Source organism: Larkinella humicola, assembly GCF_008727875.1.
Lineage (GTDB): Bacteria > Bacteroidota > Bacteroidia > Cytophagales > Spirosomataceae > Larkinella > Larkinella humicola.
On record NZ_VTWS01000006.1, the window covers coordinates 354,827 to 375,778 of the forward strand.

General features: G+C 52.9%; 15 protein-coding genes. 8 read left to right on the forward strand and 7 right to left on the reverse strand.

Features of this window, described 5'->3' with window-relative positions; genetic code table 11:
• Window positions 1-59 precede the first annotated feature (59 nt).
• Window positions 60-863 carry a LytR/AlgR family response regulator transcription factor gene (locus F0P93_RS23035; protein WP_150880087.1) on the reverse strand — a complete coding sequence of 268 codons (804 nt, stop codon included), beginning with the start codon at window positions 861-863 and terminating at the stop codon, window positions 60-62.
• A complete protein-coding gene (locus tag F0P93_RS23040; protein WP_150880088.1) occupies window positions 844-1,890 on the reverse strand; it encodes a sensor histidine kinase in 1,047 nt (348 codons plus the stop codon). The genes F0P93_RS23035 and F0P93_RS23040 overlap by 20 nt, the downstream gene beginning before the upstream one ends.
• A gap of 167 nt (window positions 1,891-2,057) precedes the next feature.
• On the opposite strand from F0P93_RS23040, the gene F0P93_RS31565 reads away from it, so the two are divergent.
• Window positions 2,058-2,396, forward strand: a complete 339-nt coding sequence (locus tag F0P93_RS31565; RefSeq protein ID WP_191908894.1) for a hypothetical protein — start codon at window positions 2,058-2,060, stop codon at window positions 2,394-2,396.
• On the forward strand, window positions 2,362-2,541 hold the full coding sequence (locus F0P93_RS23045) for a hypothetical protein (RefSeq protein WP_150880089.1): 180 nt from the start codon (window positions 2,362-2,364) through the stop codon (window positions 2,539-2,541). The genes F0P93_RS31565 and F0P93_RS23045 overlap by 35 nt, the downstream gene beginning before the upstream one ends.
• Before the next feature lie 102 nt (window positions 2,542-2,643).
• Here F0P93_RS23045 and F0P93_RS23050 read toward each other — a convergent pair whose 3' ends face one another.
• Together F0P93_RS23050 and nfi are read right to left on the reverse strand one after the other, a co-directional pair.
• Window positions 2,644-3,546: a manganese catalase family protein gene (locus F0P93_RS23050; protein WP_114405159.1), complete on the reverse strand. Its 903-nt coding sequence runs from the start codon at window positions 3,544-3,546 to the stop codon at window positions 2,644-2,646.
• Window positions 3,547-3,749: 203 nt separating this feature from the next.
• A complete protein-coding gene (gene nfi, locus F0P93_RS23055) occupies window positions 3,750-4,454 on the reverse strand; it encodes a deoxyribonuclease V (RefSeq protein ID WP_150880090.1) in 705 nt (234 codons plus the stop codon).
• Window positions 4,455-4,587: 133 nt separating this feature from the next.
• On the opposite strand from nfi, the gene F0P93_RS23060 reads away from it, so the two are divergent.
• Window positions 4,588-5,301 (forward strand): hypothetical protein, encoded by a 714-nt coding sequence (locus tag F0P93_RS23060; protein WP_150880091.1) that lies wholly within the window; start codon window positions 4,588-4,590, stop codon window positions 5,299-5,301.
• A 95-nt stretch (window positions 5,302-5,396) separates the two neighbouring features.
• Here F0P93_RS23060 and F0P93_RS23065 read toward each other — a convergent pair whose 3' ends face one another.
• The 3 genes from F0P93_RS23065 to F0P93_RS23075 all read right to left on the reverse strand — a co-directional run bounded on the left by F0P93_RS23065 (window position 5,397) and on the right by F0P93_RS23075 (window position 10,519).
• Entirely contained in the window at window positions 5,397-8,312 is a 2,916-nt protein-coding gene (locus F0P93_RS23065) for a carboxypeptidase-like regulatory domain-containing protein (RefSeq protein ID WP_191908895.1), read from the reverse strand.
• 539 nt (window positions 8,313-8,851) lie between these two features.
• Window positions 8,852-9,988 (reverse strand): helix-turn-helix domain-containing protein, encoded by a 1,137-nt coding sequence (locus F0P93_RS23070; RefSeq protein WP_150880093.1) that lies wholly within the window; start codon window positions 9,986-9,988, stop codon window positions 8,852-8,854.
• A 120-nt stretch (window positions 9,989-10,108) separates the two neighbouring features.
• The gene (locus F0P93_RS23075; RefSeq protein WP_150880094.1) at window positions 10,109-10,519 is read right to left on the reverse strand and encodes a hypothetical protein; all 411 of its coding nucleotides are present in this window, start codon (window positions 10,517-10,519) and stop codon (window positions 10,109-10,111) included.
• A gap of 341 nt (window positions 10,520-10,860) precedes the next feature.
• Between F0P93_RS23075 and F0P93_RS23080 the strand changes: the two genes are divergently transcribed.
• From F0P93_RS23080 to F0P93_RS23100, 5 genes are all read left to right on the forward strand, one after another.
• Complete coding sequence (locus F0P93_RS23080; RefSeq protein ID WP_150880095.1) at window positions 10,861-13,359, forward strand: DUF2339 domain-containing protein; 2,499 nt, start codon at window positions 10,861-10,863, stop codon at window positions 13,357-13,359.
• Window positions 13,343-14,572, forward strand: a complete 1,230-nt coding sequence (locus F0P93_RS23085; RefSeq protein WP_150880096.1) for a hypothetical protein — start codon at window positions 13,343-13,345, stop codon at window positions 14,570-14,572. Before F0P93_RS23080 ends, F0P93_RS23085 begins: the two co-directional genes overlap by 17 nt.
• 327 nt (window positions 14,573-14,899) lie before the next feature.
• A complete protein-coding gene (locus F0P93_RS23090; RefSeq protein WP_150880097.1) occupies window positions 14,900-18,016 on the forward strand; it encodes a SusC/RagA family TonB-linked outer membrane protein in 3,117 nt (1,038 codons plus the stop codon).
• 14 nt (window positions 18,017-18,030) lie between these two features.
• Window positions 18,031-19,443, forward strand: coding sequence for a RagB/SusD family nutrient uptake outer membrane protein (locus F0P93_RS23095; protein ID WP_150880098.1), 1,413 nt, complete (start codon window positions 18,031-18,033; stop codon window positions 19,441-19,443).
• Window positions 19,444-19,449: 6 nt separating this feature from the next.
• Window positions 19,450-20,952, forward strand: coding sequence for a glycoside hydrolase family 88 protein (locus tag F0P93_RS23100; RefSeq protein ID WP_150880099.1), 1,503 nt, complete (start codon window positions 19,450-19,452; stop codon window positions 20,950-20,952).

A 20,952-nucleotide genomic window follows, 5' to 3' on the forward strand; every position in this document is an offset into this window, starting at 1 on the left:
CCGCTGACCCAACGCTGTGTCCACCGAATTGTTGAGTTTTGCCTCCGAAACGTCGGATTTCACTCCCCTAACCAAATCCGGAACTCTCCGGCTTTTTCCCGGCTGACGATCACTTCCTCTTCAAAAACCGGGCGCAGGCTCACTTTGAGTTTTCCGTTAAAATAGAGATTCACTTTGTCGATGGCCCGCAGTTCGGCAATGACCTGGCGGTTCAGCCGAAAAAACCGGTTGGGATCGAGCAGGGACGAGAGCTCGTCCATCGTATAATCGATCATCCATTCGTGTTCGTCGCGGGTTTTGAGGAACGACAATTTATTGCGGGTAAACAGGTACGCTACATCCGACAGGGGAACCGAAAAAAGCCGTTGTCCCTGCTTGACCAAAAACCGGTCGCGATACACGGGTTCGGCCGACGCGGGCGGCTCTTCCGTAGACGACGAGGCTGCCAACTTCCGCAGCAGCGTCGCCAGCGAGGTTTTCAGGCCGTCAGGCTGTTCGAGAAAAGCTTCTTTCATCCTGCGCAGTTTCGTCAGGGCGCTCCGCAGTTCGTCTTCCTTGACGGGTTTCAGCAGGTAATCGATGCTGTTGACTTTGAAGGCTTTAATGGCGTATTCGTCGTAGGCCGTCACAAAAATAACCGGACTCGTGACCGACACCCGGTTAAAGATTTCGAAACTCTGGCCGTCGGCCAGCTCAATATCCATCAGGATCAGATCCGGTTTGGGGTGGGTTTGCAGCCACTCCACCGACTCGTCTACACTAACTGTGATACCGGCAATGATCGCGTCGGGTTCCACTTCCTGCACCAGCCGACGGAGTTTCCGGGCCGTTGCTTCTTCGTCTTCAACGATGAGAATAGTCATAGGCAGTCACTTCAATCAAAGGAATCATCACCTGAAAACAGTCCCCGGTTTGCCGGACCACCACTTCGGGTTGTTTCAGGAGCCGGTATTTGGCCGTTATGTTTGACAGTCCGGTACGGTTCGAGGGAATTACATTCTGTTTTTTTTGTAAGCTATTGACCACAAACAGATTATGAGCCTCATCCGTATAAATCCGGATGAGCAGCGGTTTGGTGGGCAAGGCGACGTTGTGCTTCACGGCGTTCTCCACCAGCAGTTGCAGCGTCAGCGGTGGCACCAGAAAATCCTCATACCGTTCATCGACGGTTATTTCAAGCTCCACACTGCGTCCAAAGCGCATTTGAAGCAAGTTGAAATACGCCCGGACAAAGGTTAATTCGTGGTCTAAGCTCGTCAGCAGTTGCTCGTTGGTGTGCAGCACGTAGCGATACACCGACGCCAGTTCTTCAATAAACCGCTCGGCCTGTTTGGCATCTTCGGTCACCAGCGACGAGAGCGTACTGAGGCTATTGAACAGAAAATGCGGGTTGATCTGCGCCTTGAGCGAATCGAGCTGGCTTTGCAGGTTTTCTTTTTTGAGTTGCTCGGCTTCATAATAGGTTGTCCACCACTGGCGATAGAGGTGTTGCCCCTCATAAATGGCGGCAATCGGCAGGGTGAATAAAAACGAGACGAGGGTCGTCACCCAGTAGGTTCCACCCGGCAAGGGATAGCCCCAGAATTGGGTCACGTCGTAGATATACGTCACCGTCACCCGCTGAATAATCGTGGCCCCTACGAACCAGCTCAGTTCCAGCAGAATCCGGTTCCGGGTCTGGTTCAGCCGCGGAAATTTCCGGCGGGCGAGCAGGATTCCCTGCCGGTTCACTTCGAGCAAAACCGTCCACTCAATCAGGCTAATGAACAGTCCATGGAACCAGGTGATGTCCTCGGGCCCATTGTCGGGCAAATAAAAAACAAACGTAGCAACCACCGCCACCACCAGGATGCCGAGCAGGCGCAACCATTTGTCGTTCAGTTTTTCCATCGTTTGGTAAAGATGCTATAAAAGCCGCTGAACCGAAAGGCAGGGTTGCTGAAGTGTCGGAAAGAGACGCTTGGGTGTTGGAATTGCAGATCTAAAATGAAACATGCAGTATTTACCTAACTTTTTGGTGACGATTTGAAAGGATCAACGTCTAACTACCATGCCAGATGTCGTTTAGAGATATGTCGAATTCAAAAGCGTATTATACACGTTGGTTACTGCATCTTGAAGCCGAACAACTGGAACTAATCGGTTTGGTATTGCAAGTCGAACTGGCCCTTTATGAGATACAGAAATTTCTGTATCTGACGAGAGAAAAAAGTGATTTTGAGAGTTATATTTACAATGAGATCATTGCAAGCCAAGTCCGCCTTAAAAATAGCATTAAACGGTATCACCGTGAATTGGAAGAAATAGAACTAGATATTTCACACTGCCGATTCATGCTGGAACGCATAACAAATACCGATTATGATGAATCCTCAGGAAAAGACGAAACAAATTGAAATTGCTTATTCGGCTGTTGATCGGGCGAATGATCTTCTTACTAAAATCGCCTTGAAGACTGCTCAATTAGATCGTGATGTCAAAAAGCTCAAAAATGTACTATCTGAGCGCCTGGCTGAGCAAGAAGATCAGCAGCAAAAATAGGGTTGTAATCCGGTTTTCCGATCCGGCAGAAAACCATTCACCGAAAAACGCCCGATCGTTCCAATGAACAATCGGGCGTTTTTCGGTGAATGGCAGGTTTCCTTACAATTTGATCCCCATCTTCTTCGCCATATCGGCGAACATTTCCGGATCGATTTCGTCATCGCCGGGGGCATTGAGTTGGGGTTCTGCTTCCAGATCGGGTGCCGGAAACCCTTCAGGACTTCCGAACACAACTTCCACTTCCTGTCCATCGTCGGGGTGCGTTCCGTTCCAGATCAATCCGGCGGTTTGGTAATCTTCCTTGCTGAACGTATACAGTTTCAGGTGCAGTTTATTTTCCATAAACTTCTTCGCTTCCGGGAAGGCGTTGTTGCTCAGGTTCGGAATCGGCAACAGCTTGGTTACTTCCACCCCCGTCAGTTTTTCGAGCGCTTTGGCATAGGCCACCACGTGCAAACCGCCCCGCACCAGCAGATACCCGATCATGGTCCGCGCCGTTGGGTCGCTTACCATCTCATAGACCCGCATTTTATTGGCACGAGCCCCACATTCCAAAAAGAAATTGTGTAGCAAATCCAGCTTCAGATTGCCGCTGCTGAACACATTGTCTCCCGTCCAGAAATGGCCCATCGAATCCATCGGCAGGGCGGCCTGACCGCTGGCAATAAAATGGTGGGTATTGCGGGCATTGACCGCGTCGGCCAGGGGCGCCGTGGTGGGGTCGAAACCCCGTTTGCTTGCCCCCGTCAAAAGCAGGTTGACGGTATAGGCGACGACTTCAATATGACCGTATTCTTCACCGGCAATGCTGCTGATGACATCGTAGAACGGACGGATTTTCTTGCGGCCCCTGAAATTAAAAGACTGGTAGGTGTAGTTCATCAGGGTCGACATTTCCCCGAATTTTCCACCGAGGAGTTCCTGAACCGCAGCCGCATCATTCGGCGACGGATTACTGGGTGTAGGTAGCTCAATTGGCAACCGATCCATTTTCAAAATCATAACAGGAGCAAATTAGAGTGAAAACAACTTGTGTACTCTACTCCAACAGCCTCCCTGACCGATGGTTGTTCTTTTCCTTTTCAAATAAACCCACCATTGGCTAACTCGCTAAGCAGAAGACCTTTTTGCAAAACCGCCATCCGGGTTGTTATCCAACGGCCCGGCAGCGGACACCAGAAACCGTTTACGAAGACCACTGATCGTCAGTCCGGACGGCGCTCCCCGCGTCGCAGGGCGTTGACGAGGTTGTGCGTCAGGCGGGTGGGTTCGGGAATCCGGTAACCGTATCCCCGCCGGGCACCGTCACACTGCAACGTCAGCGCGATGGCAGTTTCCAGATCGATCAGATGACCGGGCGACACGTAGACCGGGTTTACCTTGTTTTTGGTTCGCAAAGCGGCCCCGATGGTTTCGCCGTAGTGTTTCATCGGCGACCACGCCCCCCGCTCCGGAGCCGGTTCGTCGTATCGGCCAACCAGAACCGACTTCGCACAGCCGAACGTGGGGCGGTTAAGAAACAGGCCGCCGTGCGAGGCAATGCCAATCCGGCGCGGATGCGCGATGCCCTGGCCGTCGAACATCACGACATCGGGCTCGGTCTTCAGTTTCGACCAGGCTTCGAGCAGCGACGGTATTTCCCGAAACGACAGCAGTCCGGGAATGTACGGAAACGTAGCCGAACTGATTACGCCCACTTCTTCAACCACTTCCAGTGTATCGAGCCGCAAAACGACAATACCGGCATACACTGTTTCCTCGAATTTGTTGAAGGAAATATCGCAACCGGCAATGGTTTCCACGGGTTTACTGAGCGGTTGAATCCGGATTTCGTGCCGCAGTTGCTGTTGCAGGGCGACGGCTTCGGCGGGGGTTACGGTCCAGTCGTGGAGAAGTTGGTAGGTAGCCATGAATTTGGTTTTGTTGCGTATCCCTAACTCTGATTCCCTATCCGAAGTTTGAAGTCCACATCGGTACTGGCATTTCTGCTTGACTATCTGCTTTTTTCCGTTAGTTTTGACGCCAAACCTTCTTCCTGAAATCATGAAAAAAGTAATTCTTACCTTCCTCCTGCTGCCTGCTCTCTCCTTTTGGGCCACTGCCCAAACCACGCCCACAGCCGATGAAATTATTGCGAAATATCTGACAGCCGTGGGTGGGAAGGATTTCCTATCCAAAATTGACAACCTTGTCATTGAATTGTCGACGGAAATGCAGGGCAACCCGATGGTCATTACGTTGAAACAAAAAGCACCCAACAAGTTTTCCCGGGTGATGATTGCCGGCGGTATGGAAGTGTTCAAAATGACCAGCGACGGCACCAAAGTCGCGATGGGCGGAATGCGCGGAAATGGTCAGGTACTGGAAGGCAAAGACGCCCAGCCAATCATTATCCAGAGCGCGCTCTGTCCAGAACTGCATTTTGCTGAATCAGGCGTAAAAAGCACCGTCGAAGGAACCCAGAAAGTGGGCGGGAAAGATGCCTACAAAGTCAAGCATTCGGCTGCCGACGGAACGGTTTTGTGGACGGATTACTATGACGTAGCTTCCGGTCTGAAAACCCAGGCGGAATCGATCCAGAAGTCACCGCGCGGAGAAATGCAACAAATCACCCAGTATCTTGACTACAAAGACTTTAAAGGGTTGAAATATCCATCCACGATGGTGCAGGGAAATGGTCAGTTTCAGATGCAGATGACGGTTGATAAAGTCAAAATCAACGACGGCGTCAAGGATTCAGAGTTTGTCGTAAAATGACACCCTGTCAGCGATCGCAGACCCTGACAGCGGTGAGGGGATTCGATTATTACCCCCCTTAACAGCGGTCGTAGAAGTGGAGTCTGACCACCCTGTCAGGGTCTGCGACCGCTGACAGGGTGATCAGGTTCCACTTCTACCACTTTTACGTAAAACCGGGTTTCGTCGACTTCAAAGTCATCGGCGGTCAGGTTGGGGAGTGTCATCGTTTGCCAGATGGTCGTGGGCGTGATGAAATCGGAGTGGTTTTCGGTTTTTGTCACCCGAATGGGCATCCGGAAATTGGGTACGTCGGCTCTCCAGCGATACTTCACGACTAAATCCTGCGTCTTTTCTATCAATTGAACTTCCAGCGTTGGAATCGTCGTATACTTCAGGTACTGATCAAAAAACCAGGTGTAATCTGTCCCGGTTTTTTCGTTGATATACCCGACAATATCCGTTGTGGTTACGGTTTGTAACCGAAACCGTTGCTGGATTCCTTTCAGGATTTCAGCCCAAAGCTTGTCATTGTTGAGCATGTGCCGAAAGGTGTACAGCATTAGGCTGCCTTTAGAATACAGATCACCAATGTCGTAATGAATGTGGTTCACATCCCGAACACCGATAATCGGCTCTTTGCCGATGACCTGCGGTGGAAGCGATGCGATGTAGCCCAGTTCGCCATCTTCCGGAACCGCCGATTCCAGGTAAAACCCCTCCGAATAGGTGGCAAATGCTTCGTGAATCCACATATCGGCCAGATCGCGGCAACTGACGTTATTGCCCCACCACTCGTGCGAAACTTCATGCCAGGCCAATTGCATAATTCGCAGGGAATCCCCCAAAGTCAGCGAATCGGCGCGTTCGGCGGGTAATTTCCCAAACGAAACCGCACTCTGGTGCTCCATCGGATAGAGCGATTCCATCAACGTAAATCCGTCGCGCGGAAACGGATACGGGCCGTAGTGTTTCTCCAGCGTCGCCAACATCGGTTTAACCCCGTCGAAAACCCAGCGGAATTTCTCCTGGTTGTAGGGCATGCAATAGTAATCCAGCGTCAGCGAATCCGGGCCATAGGTTTCGCGCCGGTGGGCATATTTTCCGATGTTCAGCGTTACGTTGTAGTTGTTGATCGGATAACTTACATACCACTCATAATTCGTCCAGTGGTCCGGCAAGGCGGTTTTTCGCAACAGCCGACCGTTGGAAATGTTCATCAAACCGTCCGGCACGGTCACGCTGATGCGCATGCTGTCGGGTTCGTCGGAGAGGTGGTCTTTGTTGGGCCACCACAAACTGGCACCCGATCCCTGACAAACCACCTGCACCCACGGATGACCTTCCTGGTCTTTGTCCCACAAAAAACCGCCCATCATCGGCACCGACCAATCCGGCACCTGCGGGGTGCCCGAATACTCAATATCGAGTTCCTGCTCACTGCCCGGCTTCAGCTTTTCGGGAAACTGCACAAAAACCGCATCGAATTCCCGGGTGTAGGCCAATGGTTTTCCGGCGTACGAAATCCGGTGAATCGCCATATTGGCATATAGGTCTATCTGTAGTTTGTCCAGCGGATTCAAAACCTTGAACCGCATCCGGTTTTTGCCGCTAATCGCCTTGTTTTCAAGATCTACTTTGACTGCCAGATCGTAGAACGTCACGTCATAATTACTGCGCAAAGGCGTGAGTTTGCCGCGTAGGGTGTCGGCCCGGGTAAAACCGTTCAGCCGGTTTCCAACCCGGTTTTTCAACGCGCTCGAAACCGGCGTTTGCTCCAAAACCGAATCGGCCGAAACCGCCTTTTGAATGTTGTAGTTTTCCCAGAAATTCGGGTCGTTCTGTTCGCCGATCAGCGTGTTCATCGAGTTGCGGTTATCGGCAATGTCGCCTTCAGCAAATGGCTGAAGGCCTTTTGCCACCACGTCCGTGACCGTAAAACTGGTCGCTACTTTCCAGATTTTATCGACGATTTTCCGGGATGGGCTGTTGATGCGGGCTTCATAGCGTCGTTCCACATTGTTCAGGTGCCAGGTGCTCCCATGCTTTGTATACGTAATAACTTCCTTAAAATCAGAGAGCTTAAAATTCTGTTTATACACGATGGAGGCTATTTTTTTCATCAGCCAGTCGTTGCGGTTTTCCTTGTCCAGCCCGGCCTGGCTGATCTGCAGTTCGGAGCGAACAAACGCCATCGTCTCGGCATCGATGTAAAATTTGCCCGTAGCATACGATTTCCGCTTCGGTTTCCCCGGCCGGATTTCAATGACGTAGGTCGTCCGGTCGGCCATCAGCGTACTCAGTCTGAAATCGTAATTTTTGAAATTCCGCTCGTTGAGAATGCTGTTCTTGTGAATGGGCTGCTTGATGAAATCGGCCATCAGCGAATTTCGCGCGCCGTTGCTCAGGTTGATAATCGGCGGCAGGTTGTACTTGGTTAGTTTGTAATTCTTCTTGCGGCCTTTTAGCAACTTCATCTGATCTTTCAGATCCGACTGGTTATAAGCCGCTTTGTAGACTGACAATACGGCTTCATTGAACGTCATCGGCTCGTTGTCAAACCGGGCGTCTTCCCGGTAAAAAGCCGTCATCTGCACCGAGGTGGTGTCATAATTACGTGGAATAGCGGCAATGGCTTCCCGCAGAATATCGACAGCGGTTTTCCGCCGGGTCTGCACCCGCACTTCGTCCAGCGTAATGGCAGCGGTTTTTAACCGGATGACCAGATTTTGGTTTTTTGCCAGTATAATCGGTTGCGTAAAGGATTGATAGCCTACACTGGAAACTTTCAGACTGTCCCTTTCAAACTCGTTCGGCACCTTCAACAGAAAGGCACCCACTACGTTGGAGACCGTCCCGATGCTCCGCCCCACCACCGAAATACCCGCAAACGGAATCGGTTCGCCGGTCTCCTGATTGATAACTTTCCCGGAAAGCGTCAAATAACCGGATTGGGCATTGGCAATCACTGTCAAAAGGGTAAAAAGAAATCCAAAAATGGAGGTTAGGCAGAAATTGGCTGAATACGTCATTTGGCTTGTTGTTTGCATCAAAACAAGCCAAAAGCCAAGGTTCAGTCTGCTCAAATCCGGATTTGAGAGGTAATATTCCTCGAACAGGCCGTATACACCACCTTGAAAGGGTGAAATCATTACCCCGCGGTAAAGCCGTGGGCGCCGAATGACCACATACCCGGCGACGGCCCACCCTACAAAACACCCTGAAAGGGTGAGATCATCAACCCGCGGTAAAGCCGTGGGTGCGTCCGCTGAGTGTTTATCCGATGGGAATCCGCCGGTAGGAATTCGACGGTATGGATCCGCCGATAAGAATCCGCTGACAGAAATCTGCCGATGGGATCCGCCGATAGGAGTCCACCGTAGGAAAACCCACGGCTTTAACGCGGGTTAATGATTTCACCCTTTCAGGGTGTTTTGTAGTCGCTGGGTACGGTCATTCGGCGCCCACGGCTGATGATCCCACCCTTTCAGGGTGTTTTATCGATCGGGCCGTCGCCGGGAATGGGTATTCGTCCGGCTAATGATCCTGGCTCTTCGAGGTGTTATTGTCTTTACACCGCCTGCCGGTTTACATACTCTTTCGGCGAATGCCCGGTCATTTGCTTGAACGTCCGCTGGAACGTGGCCTGGGAATTGAAACCGCATTCGAAGGCAATGCCGGTCAGCGTCAGGTTAGCACTGGCCGCATCGTTCAGCCGCCGTTTGACATCCGCCACCCGGTATTCATTGACGAACGTGTTGAAACTCTTGCCGAGGTGTTGATTCAAAACCGCCGAAACCGTTTTGACCGGCAGCCGCAAATGCCGCCCGACTTTTTCGACGGTCAGTTCCGGGTCAAGGTAAAGCTGATCGGTTTCCATCGCTTTGATCAATCCACTCGTCGTTTCCTGAATCAGCTCGTCGGGCAAAACCGCCGGACTGGATTTGCGAACGGGTTCGGGCCAAACCGCGTGACGGGCGTGGAAATACCCACCCAATCCCAGCCAGTAAATCATCACCGCAATCGGAATATAGAGTGGATACCAGCCAAACGCATCCAGCAGGGCATTACTGGTTTGGGGAAGAATATACGGAATCAGATGCAGAAACCAGATCGTTTGAAAGGCCGCAAAAACCATCAGAAACTGCCGCAGCCAGCGTACGCTCGCCCGCTGTTGCGCCGTTAGGTCGGAATTCATTTTCTGAAACCGGGCCAGCCAGCGGTAGGATAGCAGGCCATAAAGAGTCACAGAAATCCAGCGCGGAATGTCAGCGTATTTATCGTAGTCATCCATCAGGGAGCCCACCTTCCGGTTGTCGCTGTGTTCAAAAAAACCGAACAGCAAGCCGAAGAGGAAAATCCAGGCCATCAATTTGCTCCCAAAGTCGATACTAACCAGCCAGAAATGCCGCCGTTCGCGTTTGCCCAACCGAAAGTCGGGGTCCAGCAACGAACGGGTATAAAAAAACATCAGCGGCCCCAACGGCATGATAATGATCAGCGGAACAAAATCGACAAACAGATGAATCCACGGATTCATGATTGGTATGCCAACCGCCAGACTGGCCGATGCCAGTAAACCCACCAAAACCGCCAGCAAACGGTTCGGGAGCCGGTTGCCTTTTCGGTTAAACCACAACAAAGCCGCCAGGATGAAACCCTGCGCCGTACCCAGCAAAAGAATTAAATCCAGTGGAGGTATAGTCATATGGCAAAGTACCGAAAAGATTGGCACCGCTCAAGGTTCCCGAACGGACTTTTCTTACAAAAAAGAAAACCCGCCTTCTGTCGGGAGAAGGCGGGTTTGAAAATTAGAAACGGATCGGGATTAGCTCCGGCGGCCGTAGCCGTTGTTGCGATCAAAGCGGTTGGATTGTTGAAAGGCAAACCATTTTTCACGTTGTTTCGGCGTCAGCACATTCAGGATTTCGGTCTGCTTTTGAGCCTGAATCCGTTGGTATATTTTTGGGTTGCGACGTTGCAGGCTGATATTCTCGCGGGTATCGTAGCGGTCTTCAATGCGTTTCAACTCCTTTTCCTGTTTCCGCGACAGGTTGACGATGGCATCCAGCCGGTCGATCTTGATGTCTTCCTTCACATCGTCGTAACGCGAGCCGGGGTTGGTGTTGCTGTAGGGGGCCGGATTGCGGTTTGCGTTGGGATTGTATGTGCGTTGAGCCATTGAAACGCCGGTACTTAAAAGGGCTACAGTTGCGAGGGCAATGATGGTCTTTTTCATGTTCGTGATTGTTTATTTGTTCGTTACTGAAGGTTAGAAGCCCAATCGGGGGCTGCGTTTAACCCGCCTTTTGCCCATTCGACCGGGAGCCGGTTTTTCCCGATCAGCCGGGCGGTTTCACCGATGAGCATCCTGTGAAATGTACCCCGTGGACGGGAGTTGTTTCCGAAACCCGACCACTTACCAGATGCCGCTGGCGGTTGCGGCCGACATCCCCCAACTTTAGGTTGCAAAGGTTTGTCAAGAGCGATCACTTCATGTATATTGGAATCGCTTTTCACCCTTCGCTCAACCGCCTAAAAAACTGATTACGACGACATAAGCTCCACCGAAACCACCCTATGGAAGCGTTCTTACTGGTTATTGTCATTGTTCTCATCCTGGTTGCCTTCAGCCGGTTTGCAGACGTCAAGCAACTGATTTTGCGGCAAAGCGATGAGATCACTCAATTGCGCGCCGATTTCAAAGCCTTTCAGAACACCGTTGGCTCAACTGACCAGCCGGTGAAACCCACGATGCTGGACGAACGGGGGGCGGTGATCGAAGTCATAGAACCGCTGGCTCCTTCCGTAGTGATTCGGCCCGAGCCCATACCGACACCAGAACCGGAACCAGCGCCCGTAGTCGAACAACCGGCATTTCGGATCGAAAGCACCCTTCCTCCGCCGATTCCCAAGGACATCAGCGAGTCACCCCTTCCGGTTCTACCTCCACCCCCACCGGTTCCGGCCGAACCGCAGCTATCGTTTTTTCAACGTTTTCTGCGCGACAATCCCGATCTGGAAAAATTCATTGGCGAAAACCTCATCAACAAAATCGGGATCGGCATTCTGGTGCTGGGCATCGGCTACTTTGTCAAATACGCCATCGATCAGGAGTGGATTAACGAGATTGGCAGGGTCTTCATCGGTGTGCTGGCGGGTGGAGCGCTCATCGGCATTGCCCACCGCTTGCGGAAATCGTTCGGTGCCTTCAGTTCCGTGTTGGTCGGGGGCGGTTTAGCGGTTCTGTACTTCACCATTGCCATTGCCTTCCACGATTACCACATTTTCAACCAGACGACGGCTTTTGTACTGATGGTCGTCATCACCGGTTTTTCCATTCTGCTAGCCATTTCCTACGACCGCGTCGAACTGGCCGTCGTGTCGCTGGTCGGCGGTTTTGCCACCCCGTTTATGGTCAGTTCCGGCGAGGGCAACTACGTGGTTTTATTGACCTACATTCTGATTCTGGACGTGGGCATGCTGGTGCTGGCCTATTTCAAGAAATGGAATCTGGTGCACATCGTCGCCTACGGGTTCACGGTTCTACTCTTCGGAGCCTGGCTGTCCGACAGCATTCTCGAAAACAAACCGCATTATCAAGGCGCCTTCATTTTCGCAGCCTTGTTTTACGTCGTCTTCATGGCGATGAATCTGATCAATAATCTGAAAGAAAAAGCCCGGTTTTCGGCTGTGGAAATTAGTTTGTTGCTGAGCAGTACAGCTTTCTTCTTCGCAGCCGGGATGGTGATTCTGCTCAATAGCGGCCATCAGAACTACCAGGGTTTGTTTACGGTGGCACTGGCCGTCGTCAACTTCGGGCTGGCGGTTTTTCTCTATCGCCGGGAGGCCGTGGACCGCACGCTGATTTACCTGCTGATCGGTCTCGTGATAACGTTCGTGAGTCTGGCGATTCCGGTGCAGCTCGAAGGCAATTTCATTACGATGTTCTGGGCGCTGGAAGCCGTCTTGCTGTTGTGGTTGGCCCAAAAATCCGGTCTGACGCTGGTTTCAACCGCTTCGGTGCTGGTTTTGGGCCTGATGCTCGTGAGTCTGGGCATGGACTGGGCGGATCTGTACGGTGGCGTTTCGACCTCGCCCCTGCCCATTTTGCTGAACAAAGCCTTCATTACCAGCCTGGTTTCCATCGTTGGTCTCCTTGGTGTCAACCGGTTATTGAACACACAGACCGAGCCTTTCCGGTTCTGGATTGGTCAACTGGACGTGGAAAGCTATCGCCGGTTTCTGCGGTTCATCACGGTAGTGGTGCTCTACCTGAGTGGGTTGTTCGAACTGGATTATCAGTCGGCACTACGGATCGGGTTTGGTCCCAACCAGACCATTTTGCTCGGTTGCTACAACCTGTTTTTCGGGGCCGGTTTGCTGTTCAATGCCCAGCGTTCCGGCAAACGCGGATCGCTCTGGATCGCTGTCGGTCTCGGACTCCTCGGCATCATCGCCTACCTGTCGACCTACAGCCCGGCGACGATGACGCTGCTGAACGATTATTTTTTAGGCGACGAACCGAGCCTGATTGGCTTCCCGGTCCATTATGTCAGCCTCCTTTTTACCATCGTGATTCTGTGGCTCATCGACCGCAACAAAGCCCAACTGACGCCCCTGCCGCCGGTTCTGCTGCGAATCTGGCCCTGGTTTATCGGCTACGTCATCGTGTATCTGGCCACCTCGGAATTGTTCGCGCACGTCATTTATTTCAGTTTTGCAGGATCAAAAACCGGTGGTTTGGCAGGCCAGCCGGCGCTGGTGCGTTTCGATGAACTGCTGATTCAGACCAATAAAGTTGGCCTGCCGATTCTCTGGGGTGTCTGTGCCTTTGTGTTTATGTGGATTGGATTAAACCGCAAAAACCGCCAGCTCCGGATTCTGTCGCTCAGCCTGTTTGCCCTGACCATCCTGAAGTTGTTTATTTACGACATCGAGGGCATTTCGGAAGGCGGAAAAATTGCGGCCTTTATTTCGCTGGGCGTGCTGTTGCTGATCATTTCGTTCATGTACCAGAAAATCAGAAAGTTAATCCTAATCGACGACGCCCATGCGACGCATGAACCGACTGCTTAATCTGACGACGGTTTTCATATTGACCTGGGGAATAGGCCGGACGCAATCCTTTGACTTTCGGGCGGGGATTCCTCCGGTGACGCAACCCGGTTATTACCGGATTCTGTTGCCCCCCCCCGTGGTCGGGCGGCTGAATGCCGCCAAAACCGACATCCGGCTCTATGATGACCAAAACCGGGAAATACCGTATCTGCTGACGCAAAAACAACCCGGTGAGCACGTTCAATTCAGGGAATATGAGCTGGTTGGTAAAACCACCACTTCGGTATCGACCCAGTTGGTGCTGCGGAATGGCAACAAAACGCCGATCAATTCCCTGGGCCTGATCCTGAAAAATACGAACCTCCGCAAAAAAGCCCGGCTGAGTGGCAGCAACGACGGCAAAACGTGGTACGGGATTGAGGATGATTATTTACTCGAACCGGTTTCCAACAACCAGGCGACGTCGGAGGCCAAAATCCTCGGTTTTCCACTGAGCGATTACGAATATTACCAACTGGAAATCAACGACTCGCTCAGCGCCCCGCTGAATATTCTCAAAGTCGGGTATTACACTACGACCTCCGAAGCGGGTAATTATTCCGACATTCCCGGTATTTCTTTTACGCAACGCGACAGCAGCGATCACAAAAGTTACGTCCACATCACTTTCCCGACGCCATCGCGCCCGGACAAACTGATTATTTCAGTACAATCGCCGGACCAATACCGCCGAAGTGCGGAGTTGGGGCAGTTCCGGATTCAAAAGCAGAAGAGGAATCGCCGGCACCGTTTTTTCGAAACCTTGAGGAGTTTCGAACTCCACTCGATGGACAGTCTGCATACCGTCCTGCTGCCGAACCAGCCCACGCACGACCTGTTCCTGATCATCGAAAATCAGAATAATGTTCCGCTGACGCTGGGTAGCATCAAGGCCCAGCAGTTAACCACGGAATTACTGGCAGAACTGAAACCGGGCGAATCGTACCATCTGGCGTTTGCCAATCCCGCCGTGGGTGCGCCGACGTATGATCTGGTGCATTTTAAGACGAAAATACCGACTAACCCGCCGGTAATTCAGGTCCATCAACCCGTGTCGGTTCACGTTTCCAGCGGTTCTTCCCCTTCGATTTTCACCTCCAATCCCTGGCTCATCTGGCTGGCGATTGGGCTGGTTGTGGCCATGCTCAGCTACTTTTCCTACCAAATGGTGACGGATATGAAAAACCGCTAGCCGGTTTCCAGCCCAATCCAGAATCTCCATCCCCTCCCCGTCCCCGGATTGCATCCGGGGATATTCACCCCTGGCCCTGCGGGCTGCTTTACACAGTTTCTGAATAAAAAAAATCCTCTTAAATTCAATTATATTGAATTTAAGAGGATTTTTTTTATTACCCCAAGCCTAAGACACATGATAAGCCCCTTTCTTCATTTATTCTTTAAAGCCACTTTTTTTTTATTTTTATAGCAAAATATCAAAAATAATTTTGAAAAAACCACTAAATTTTATAGCCTTGCAGTGAAATTATTCCTAATTCATAATTCAATTATATTGAATATTATGAGATCCTTAACAATTTACTACAAAAAAATAGTTCTCCTGTTTTTGGTCACCGTCTGGCCACTCCTGAGCTGGGGGCAGATAACCATTTCGGGGAAAGTCACCGAAGAAGGGGGACAGGCCCTACCCGGCGTAACGATCATCGAGAAAGGCAGTACCTCCGGCACCACCACCCAAACGGATGGCACCTACAGCCTGAAAGCAACGTCTGCCCAATCCGTACTGGTTTTTTCATTCGTAGGTTATACATCCGAAGAAAGGGCCATCGGTAACCGATCCACCATCAATGTGGTGCTGCTGCCCGACACCAAGCAACTGGGCGAGGTTGTCGTGGTCGGCTACGGAACCCAGCAGAAAAAGGACCTAACCGGCTCCGTAGCGTCGATTTCGGCCAAAGAGCTGCAACGCATCCCGGTTTCGGGGCTCGATCAGGCGTTGCAGGGACAGGTGCCGGGCTTGCAGATTTCCACCACCTCGGGCGCGCCGGGCGGTAACACGAACATTCTGGTACGCGGGATTGGCTCGGTCTCTGGTGGAGTCGAACCGTTGTTTGTGGTCGATGGGTTTCCCATTAACAACTCCGGGGTCGGCAATCCGCTCAACACCATCAACCCGGCCGATATCGAATCCATTGAAATCCTGAAAGATGCGTCGGCGACGGCCATTTACGGCTCACGGGGCTCCAACGGCGTGATCATCGTCACCACCAAACGCGGAAAAACCGGTCAGGCCCAGATCACCGTCGATGCCTACGTCGGCATGCAGGAACCGGCCCGGCTGCTCAAAATGATGAATACCCGGCAGTTTGCCGAATTTGTCATTGAAGGACACAACAACGGCTGGCTCGATAACGGCGGCCCCAATGCCAAAATCACCGACCCGAACAGTGTCCGCTCCGCGTCGTACCGGATTCCGGAAGCGTGGCAGGATCTGAACAACCTGCCCAAGGTCGACACCGACTGGCAGGACGTGATTTTCCGCAATGCGCCCATCCAGAATTACCAGGTTTCGGCCACCGGCGGCACCGAAAAGTTGCGGTATGCGATCTCGGGGGGGTATTTTAACCAGAAAGGAATTTTGATCAGCTCCGGATTTGAGCGGTATTCGGCCCGGCTGAACCTCGACGGCCAACTGACCAAACGGCTCAAAGTGAGCATGAACCTGGCACCGAGCTATACCAGCACCGACAACGTTCCGTCCACCGGTCACTACGGAGATTATAACATCGTCGCCGAAGCTCTTTCCATGCCGCCGATGATCCCGGTTTACAACCCCGACGGTTCCTACGGCAACACCTTCGACCTGACGAATGTGGGTATGGGCGCGATTGCGAATCCACTCAAAACCGCCAATGAATACAAAAGCACGAATGCTCAATTCCGGATGCTCGGCAATGTTTTTGGCGAATACGAACTGGCGACCGGTTTGAAATTGAAGGTCAGCGTGGGAACCGATTTTAATTATTACAACACCAATACGTTCAAACCCTCGACCCTATCGGGCAGTGCTTCGCTGTCGCCCGCGACCTCCAACATCGTCAACACCTCGGATGTTAACTGGCTGAATGAGAACACGATCAACTACCGGCGCAGCTTTGGCAGCCATTCCTTTGACGCTCTGGCTGGGTTCACCATCCAAAAATCGACCACCACGGCAACCACCACAGCGGCCACGAATTTTGCCGACGACCTGCTCGAAAACATCAACGGCGGTCAGATTACGGGCGGGAGTTACACCGTCGGGCAATGGGCGCTGCTTTCTTACCTGGGCCGCGTCAATTATGCGTACAACGACCGGTATTTACTGACGGCCACCATCCGGACCGATGGCTCTTCCCGCTTCGGATCGGCCAATCGCTGGGGGACGTTTCCGTCGTTTTCGGCGGGCTGGCGACTGTCGGAAGAACCGTTCCTCAAAAACCTCAACCTGTTCGACGACTTCAAAATCCGGGCGGGCTACGGTTTTTCGGGCAATAACGCCATCGGAAACTACCGTTATTTAGGCCTGCTTTCTGCGACCAATTACGTCTTGGGCAACACCCAGGTTCCGGGGCTCGCACAGGGCAGTTTCACCAACAACCAACTCGGCTGGGAAACCAGCAAACAAATCGACATTGGTCTGGATCTGGCCTTTTTCAACAGCCGACTCCAATTCACGGGCGATTATTACAACCGTCGGAATACCGATATGCTGCTCAACAAAGCCATTCCGGCGGTTACGGGCTACACCACGGCCTGGGTCAACATTGGTGAACTGGAAAACAAGGGCGTCGAACTGGCACTGTCCGGCAAACCCATCGCCACCCGGGATTTTCAGTGGACGAGCAGTTTCAACGTGACCTTCAACCGGAATAAAGTGTTGCGGCTCGGTTCGGAGGGCGAACAGCTCTTTTCCGACGGCGGACGCGGGGATGTCAGCATCACGCAGGTGGGCCAGCCCATCGGGAGTTTCTTCGGCCACGTAGCCGAAGGCGTTTTTCTGACGCAGGAACAGCTTTCGACCCATGCCAAACAAAATGGAGCCAAGCTGGGGGATTTAATGTACAAGGATGTGGACGGCAACGGCACCATCACCGACGCCGATCGGACCATCATCGGCAACCCGCAACCTCGCGCATTCTACGGTTTTAACAACACGTTCAGCTACAAAAACTGGTCGCTGAGCGTGCTGATGAACGGCGTTCAGGGGCGCGATGTGTTCTGGGCCGGGGCGGTTTTTGTGCGCGGGTATCACGGGGTGCAGAACAACCTCAGTGAAGTCATCGACAACTACTGGAAATCACCCACCGACCCGGGCGACGGCAAATCCCCCCGCATCATCCGGGGTGCCCTCAACAACAACCTGCGCTACAGTTCCTTCTTCAATTTCGACGGTTCGTACCTGCGGGTTCGTAACGTCACCCTGAACTATAATCTGTCGCAAGGGCTGGCGAAACGGCTGGGGATGCAAACCGGCCGGGTTTACCTGACGAGCAACAACCTCTTCACGTTTACGAAATACCCCGGCTACGACCCCGAAATCAGCAACTCCGGCGACAACATGCTGGCGGCCGGAATCGACTACCTCGGCTATCCGCCCGCCCGCACCTTCACCCTTGGTTTAAGTCTCACCTTCTGACCAAACCCGACCTCATGAAAGCCAAAAGCCTTTTTCTTTCGCTGTTCAGCCTGCTCATTCTGGCCGGTTGTCAGGATGATTTTCTGGCCCTGTCGCCCGAAACCGACCGCAACACGGTTAATTTTTACAAAACCGCAGCCGATTTCAACAATGCCGTGGTGGGAACGTATGCTTCGCTCAAACTGGGTGGCACCTACAACACATCCTTGTACTGGATGGGCGAAGTATCGACCGATAACGCCAATTACGGCGTAACGACCCGGCAGGCTGTCAACGTCGACAATTTTCAGTTCATCGATCATTCCTACACCTCGCTCAACGACATCATCTACGCGGCCTGGCGCGATCATTACCGGGGCATTAGCCGCGCCAACGCCATCCTGAGCCGCATTGAAACCGCCAGCATTCCCGATAACCTGAAGGCACAGTACCGGGGAGAAGCCCAGTTTCTGCGGGCGTTGCTGTATTTTAACCTGGTCCGCCTGTACGGCGATGTGCCGCTGGTAACAACCGAAATCACCGACGCCGACGGTGCCAGCAACCTCACCCGAACCCCAACCGCTGAAGTCTATAACCTGATCATCAGCGATTTGCAAAGCGCCGAACAGGTTTTGCCCGTCACCTATGGTTCAACGGATGTCGGGCGGGCACCGCAGGGCGCGGCCAAAGCCCTGCTCGGCAAGGTGTACCTGACCCGCAAGGAATGGGACAAAGCCGCTACTAAACTCAAGGAAGTCATTTCGTCGGGCCGGTTTCAGTTGCTGCCCAAATATGCAGATGTCTTCAGCTTTGCCACACCGACCAATGCCGAAACCCTGTTCAATGTTCAGTATAAATCGGGCAACACGGGTCAGGGAAGCGGTTTCGGGCCGGTTCAGGCCAGTGAAGGCGCGCGCATAACGGGCGGGAGCATGCGGTATGTGACGGCAGACATGGAAACCGCTTACGAGACCGGCGACCTCCGCAAGTCCTTTTCGATGAAATCTTCCTACCTTGATGCCACCGGGCAACTGGTGACGCAGCGGTATGTCAGTAAATACGTGCAATTCGGAGCCCTCGCCGGGGATTCGGACATCGACTTTCCCGTCATCCGCTATGCCGACGTGCTGCTGATGTCCGCCGAAGCACTCAACGAAGTGGGTTTCAACCCCGAAGCCGTGACGTATCTGAACCAGGTGCGCCAGCGGGCGGGACTGGCGGCCACGACGGCCACTAACCAGAGCAGTTTCCGGCTGGCCATCGAACAGGAACGGCGGGTGGAATTTGCTTTTGAAAACCACCGCTGGTTTGATCTGGTTCGGACGGGGCGGTATACCACGGTGATGAATGCCAAAGGGCTGACTGTGCAGGATTTTCACATGCTTTACCTGATTCCGCAACGGGAAATGGACCTGAATCGGTCACTAACCCAAAACCCTGGCTATTAAGCACCCATGAATCGGCGGGAATTTACACAACGGACCCTTTTTTACGCGCTGGCGGTTTCCATTCCTCGCGGGATGGAACAGAACCCTTATTGGGTAGCCAGTAACGTAAAAGCTCCTGAGCTGGAACTTCCCGCCGGAAAACGAGTGCCGTTTGGCTGGCCCGCCTTTGCGGTTTCTCCGGACAAATCCGGAAACGACGTGATTCTGCATTTTCCGAAACCGATTCCCCAAAAACCGCTGCGTCTGCGGCTGACCGTCGCCATCGACACCCGGGAAGTGAAGAAAGTGGAAGTTCGGTCGGCTCAAACGAATCAATGGCTGGGGGAAATGGATTTGCGGTTTTCGTACGCGACCGAACTCTACGAGGTTTTGCTTTCCACTGAAAAAGCCGCCATCCTGCGGCAGGAAGGCATTCGGCTCCGGATGGTCAGCGGCACCTCCCCCATCTGGTTTCTGGCCCCGGCAAAGAATCCGGCGTATGCCGGGTTGCAACCGCACGTATTAACAGACACCGTTCCATTAAATCGCGAAACGGTTTTCTGGAACAATCTGGCGTCACTCCGGTCGATTCAACAATTTAGCTGGATGGAAGGCTGCGTGACCGACGGCCTGATGGACTGGTGGCTTCAAAGCCGCTCACCCGAAGCAAAACAGGCACTGGAAGCGCATTTTGCCTTGTTTTTTGATCCGCAACAGCGGCTGGTGTACGAAAACGCCCGCAGCGAACCCGCCGACGGAACGATTTACGGCATCGAATGTCCGCTGCCGCTGGCGGCTTTGTCGCAACGGCAACCGAATCATCCGGCGCTTGATCTGCTGGTGTCGTTTGCCCGGCAAAAAAGCCAGCCCAACGGACTCATTCGAGATCAGAGTTTGACGACCGAAGGCTGTTACACGCTGGCGTATCCGCTGGCGGTGCTGGCCCGGAAACGCCAGGATGTGGAATTGGCGCGGCTGGCCTTGGCCAATCTACACCACCGTCAGGAAGCACTGGTTACGCCCGATGTGGTATATCAGGGACGGAATCAAGCGGGCGAATGGAATGCGTATCCCAACTGGGGGCGTGGATTGGTCTGGTATCTGCTGGGCACGGTGCGCACACTGAACGAACTGACCCCTTTGGCGGCTCAGCTTGATCCGGCGGTTCTGCAAAAGCTGAAGGCCACGTTCCTGCAAACCGCCGAACGGATGCTGAAAGACTGCGACGCACGGGGTTGCTGGCACGGCTTCGTGGGCGAACCCCAAACCCGTATCGACACCTCGGCCACGGCGGGCATCGCGGCCTCGCTGGCCCTGGCGACGCAGTACGGCTGGTTGCCTTCCAAAACGCTTAAAACCCTCGAAATCACGAAAAAAACCTTGTTTCAGTACCTCACACCCGACGGTTTTCTGACGGGAGCCTGTCAGTCGAACCGGGGCGGTGCCGAATTACAACGGAGTGGTTATCGGGTCATTTCGCAATATGCCGCCGGATTGATGGCGCAGTTTCTGGTAGCAATGAAAACGTAA

Bases quoted from the DNA above. Each gene is read 5' to 3' on its own strand.
- F0P93_RS23070 (WP_150880093.1), bottom strand. From the start codon at position 9,988: ATGACTATACCTCCACTGGATTTAATTCTTTTGCTGGGTACGGCGCAG.
- F0P93_RS23090 (WP_150880097.1), top strand. From the start codon at position 14,900: ATGAGATCCTTAACAATTTACTACAAAAAAATAGTTCTCCTGTTTTTG.
- F0P93_RS31565 (WP_191908894.1), top strand. From the start codon at position 2,058: ATGTCGTTTAGAGATATGTCGAATTCAAAAGCGTATTATACACGTTGG.
- F0P93_RS23100 (WP_150880099.1), top strand. From the start codon at position 19,450: ATGAATCGGCGGGAATTTACACAACGGACCCTTTTTTACGCGCTGGCG.
- F0P93_RS23075 (WP_150880094.1), bottom strand. From the start codon at position 10,519: ATGAAAAAGACCATCATTGCCCTCGCAACTGTAGCCCTTTTAAGTACC.
- F0P93_RS23040 (WP_150880088.1), bottom strand. From the start codon at position 1,890: ATGGAAAAACTGAACGACAAATGGTTGCGCCTGCTCGGCATCCTGGTG.
- nfi (WP_150880090.1), bottom strand. From the start codon at position 4,454: ATGGCTACCTACCAACTTCTCCACGACTGGACCGTAACCCCCGCCGAA.
- F0P93_RS23085 (WP_150880096.1), top strand. From the start codon at position 13,343: ATGAACCGACTGCTTAATCTGACGACGGTTTTCATATTGACCTGGGGA.
- F0P93_RS23095 (WP_150880098.1), top strand. From the start codon at position 18,031: ATGAAAGCCAAAAGCCTTTTTCTTTCGCTGTTCAGCCTGCTCATTCTG.
- F0P93_RS23065 (WP_191908895.1), bottom strand. From the start codon at position 8,312: ATGACGTATTCAGCCAATTTCTGCCTAACCTCCATTTTTGGATTTCTT.
- F0P93_RS23035 (WP_150880087.1), bottom strand. From the start codon at position 863: ATGACTATTCTCATCGTTGAAGACGAAGAAGCAACGGCCCGGAAACTC.
- F0P93_RS23080 (WP_150880095.1), top strand. From the start codon at position 10,861: ATGGAAGCGTTCTTACTGGTTATTGTCATTGTTCTCATCCTGGTTGCC.
- F0P93_RS23060 (WP_150880091.1), top strand. From the start codon at position 4,588: ATGAAAAAAGTAATTCTTACCTTCCTCCTGCTGCCTGCTCTCTCCTTT.
- F0P93_RS23045 (WP_150880089.1), top strand. From the start codon at position 2,362: ATGATGAATCCTCAGGAAAAGACGAAACAAATTGAAATTGCTTATTCG.
- F0P93_RS23050 (WP_114405159.1), bottom strand. From the start codon at position 3,546: ATGATTTTGAAAATGGATCGGTTGCCAATTGAGCTACCTACACCCAGT.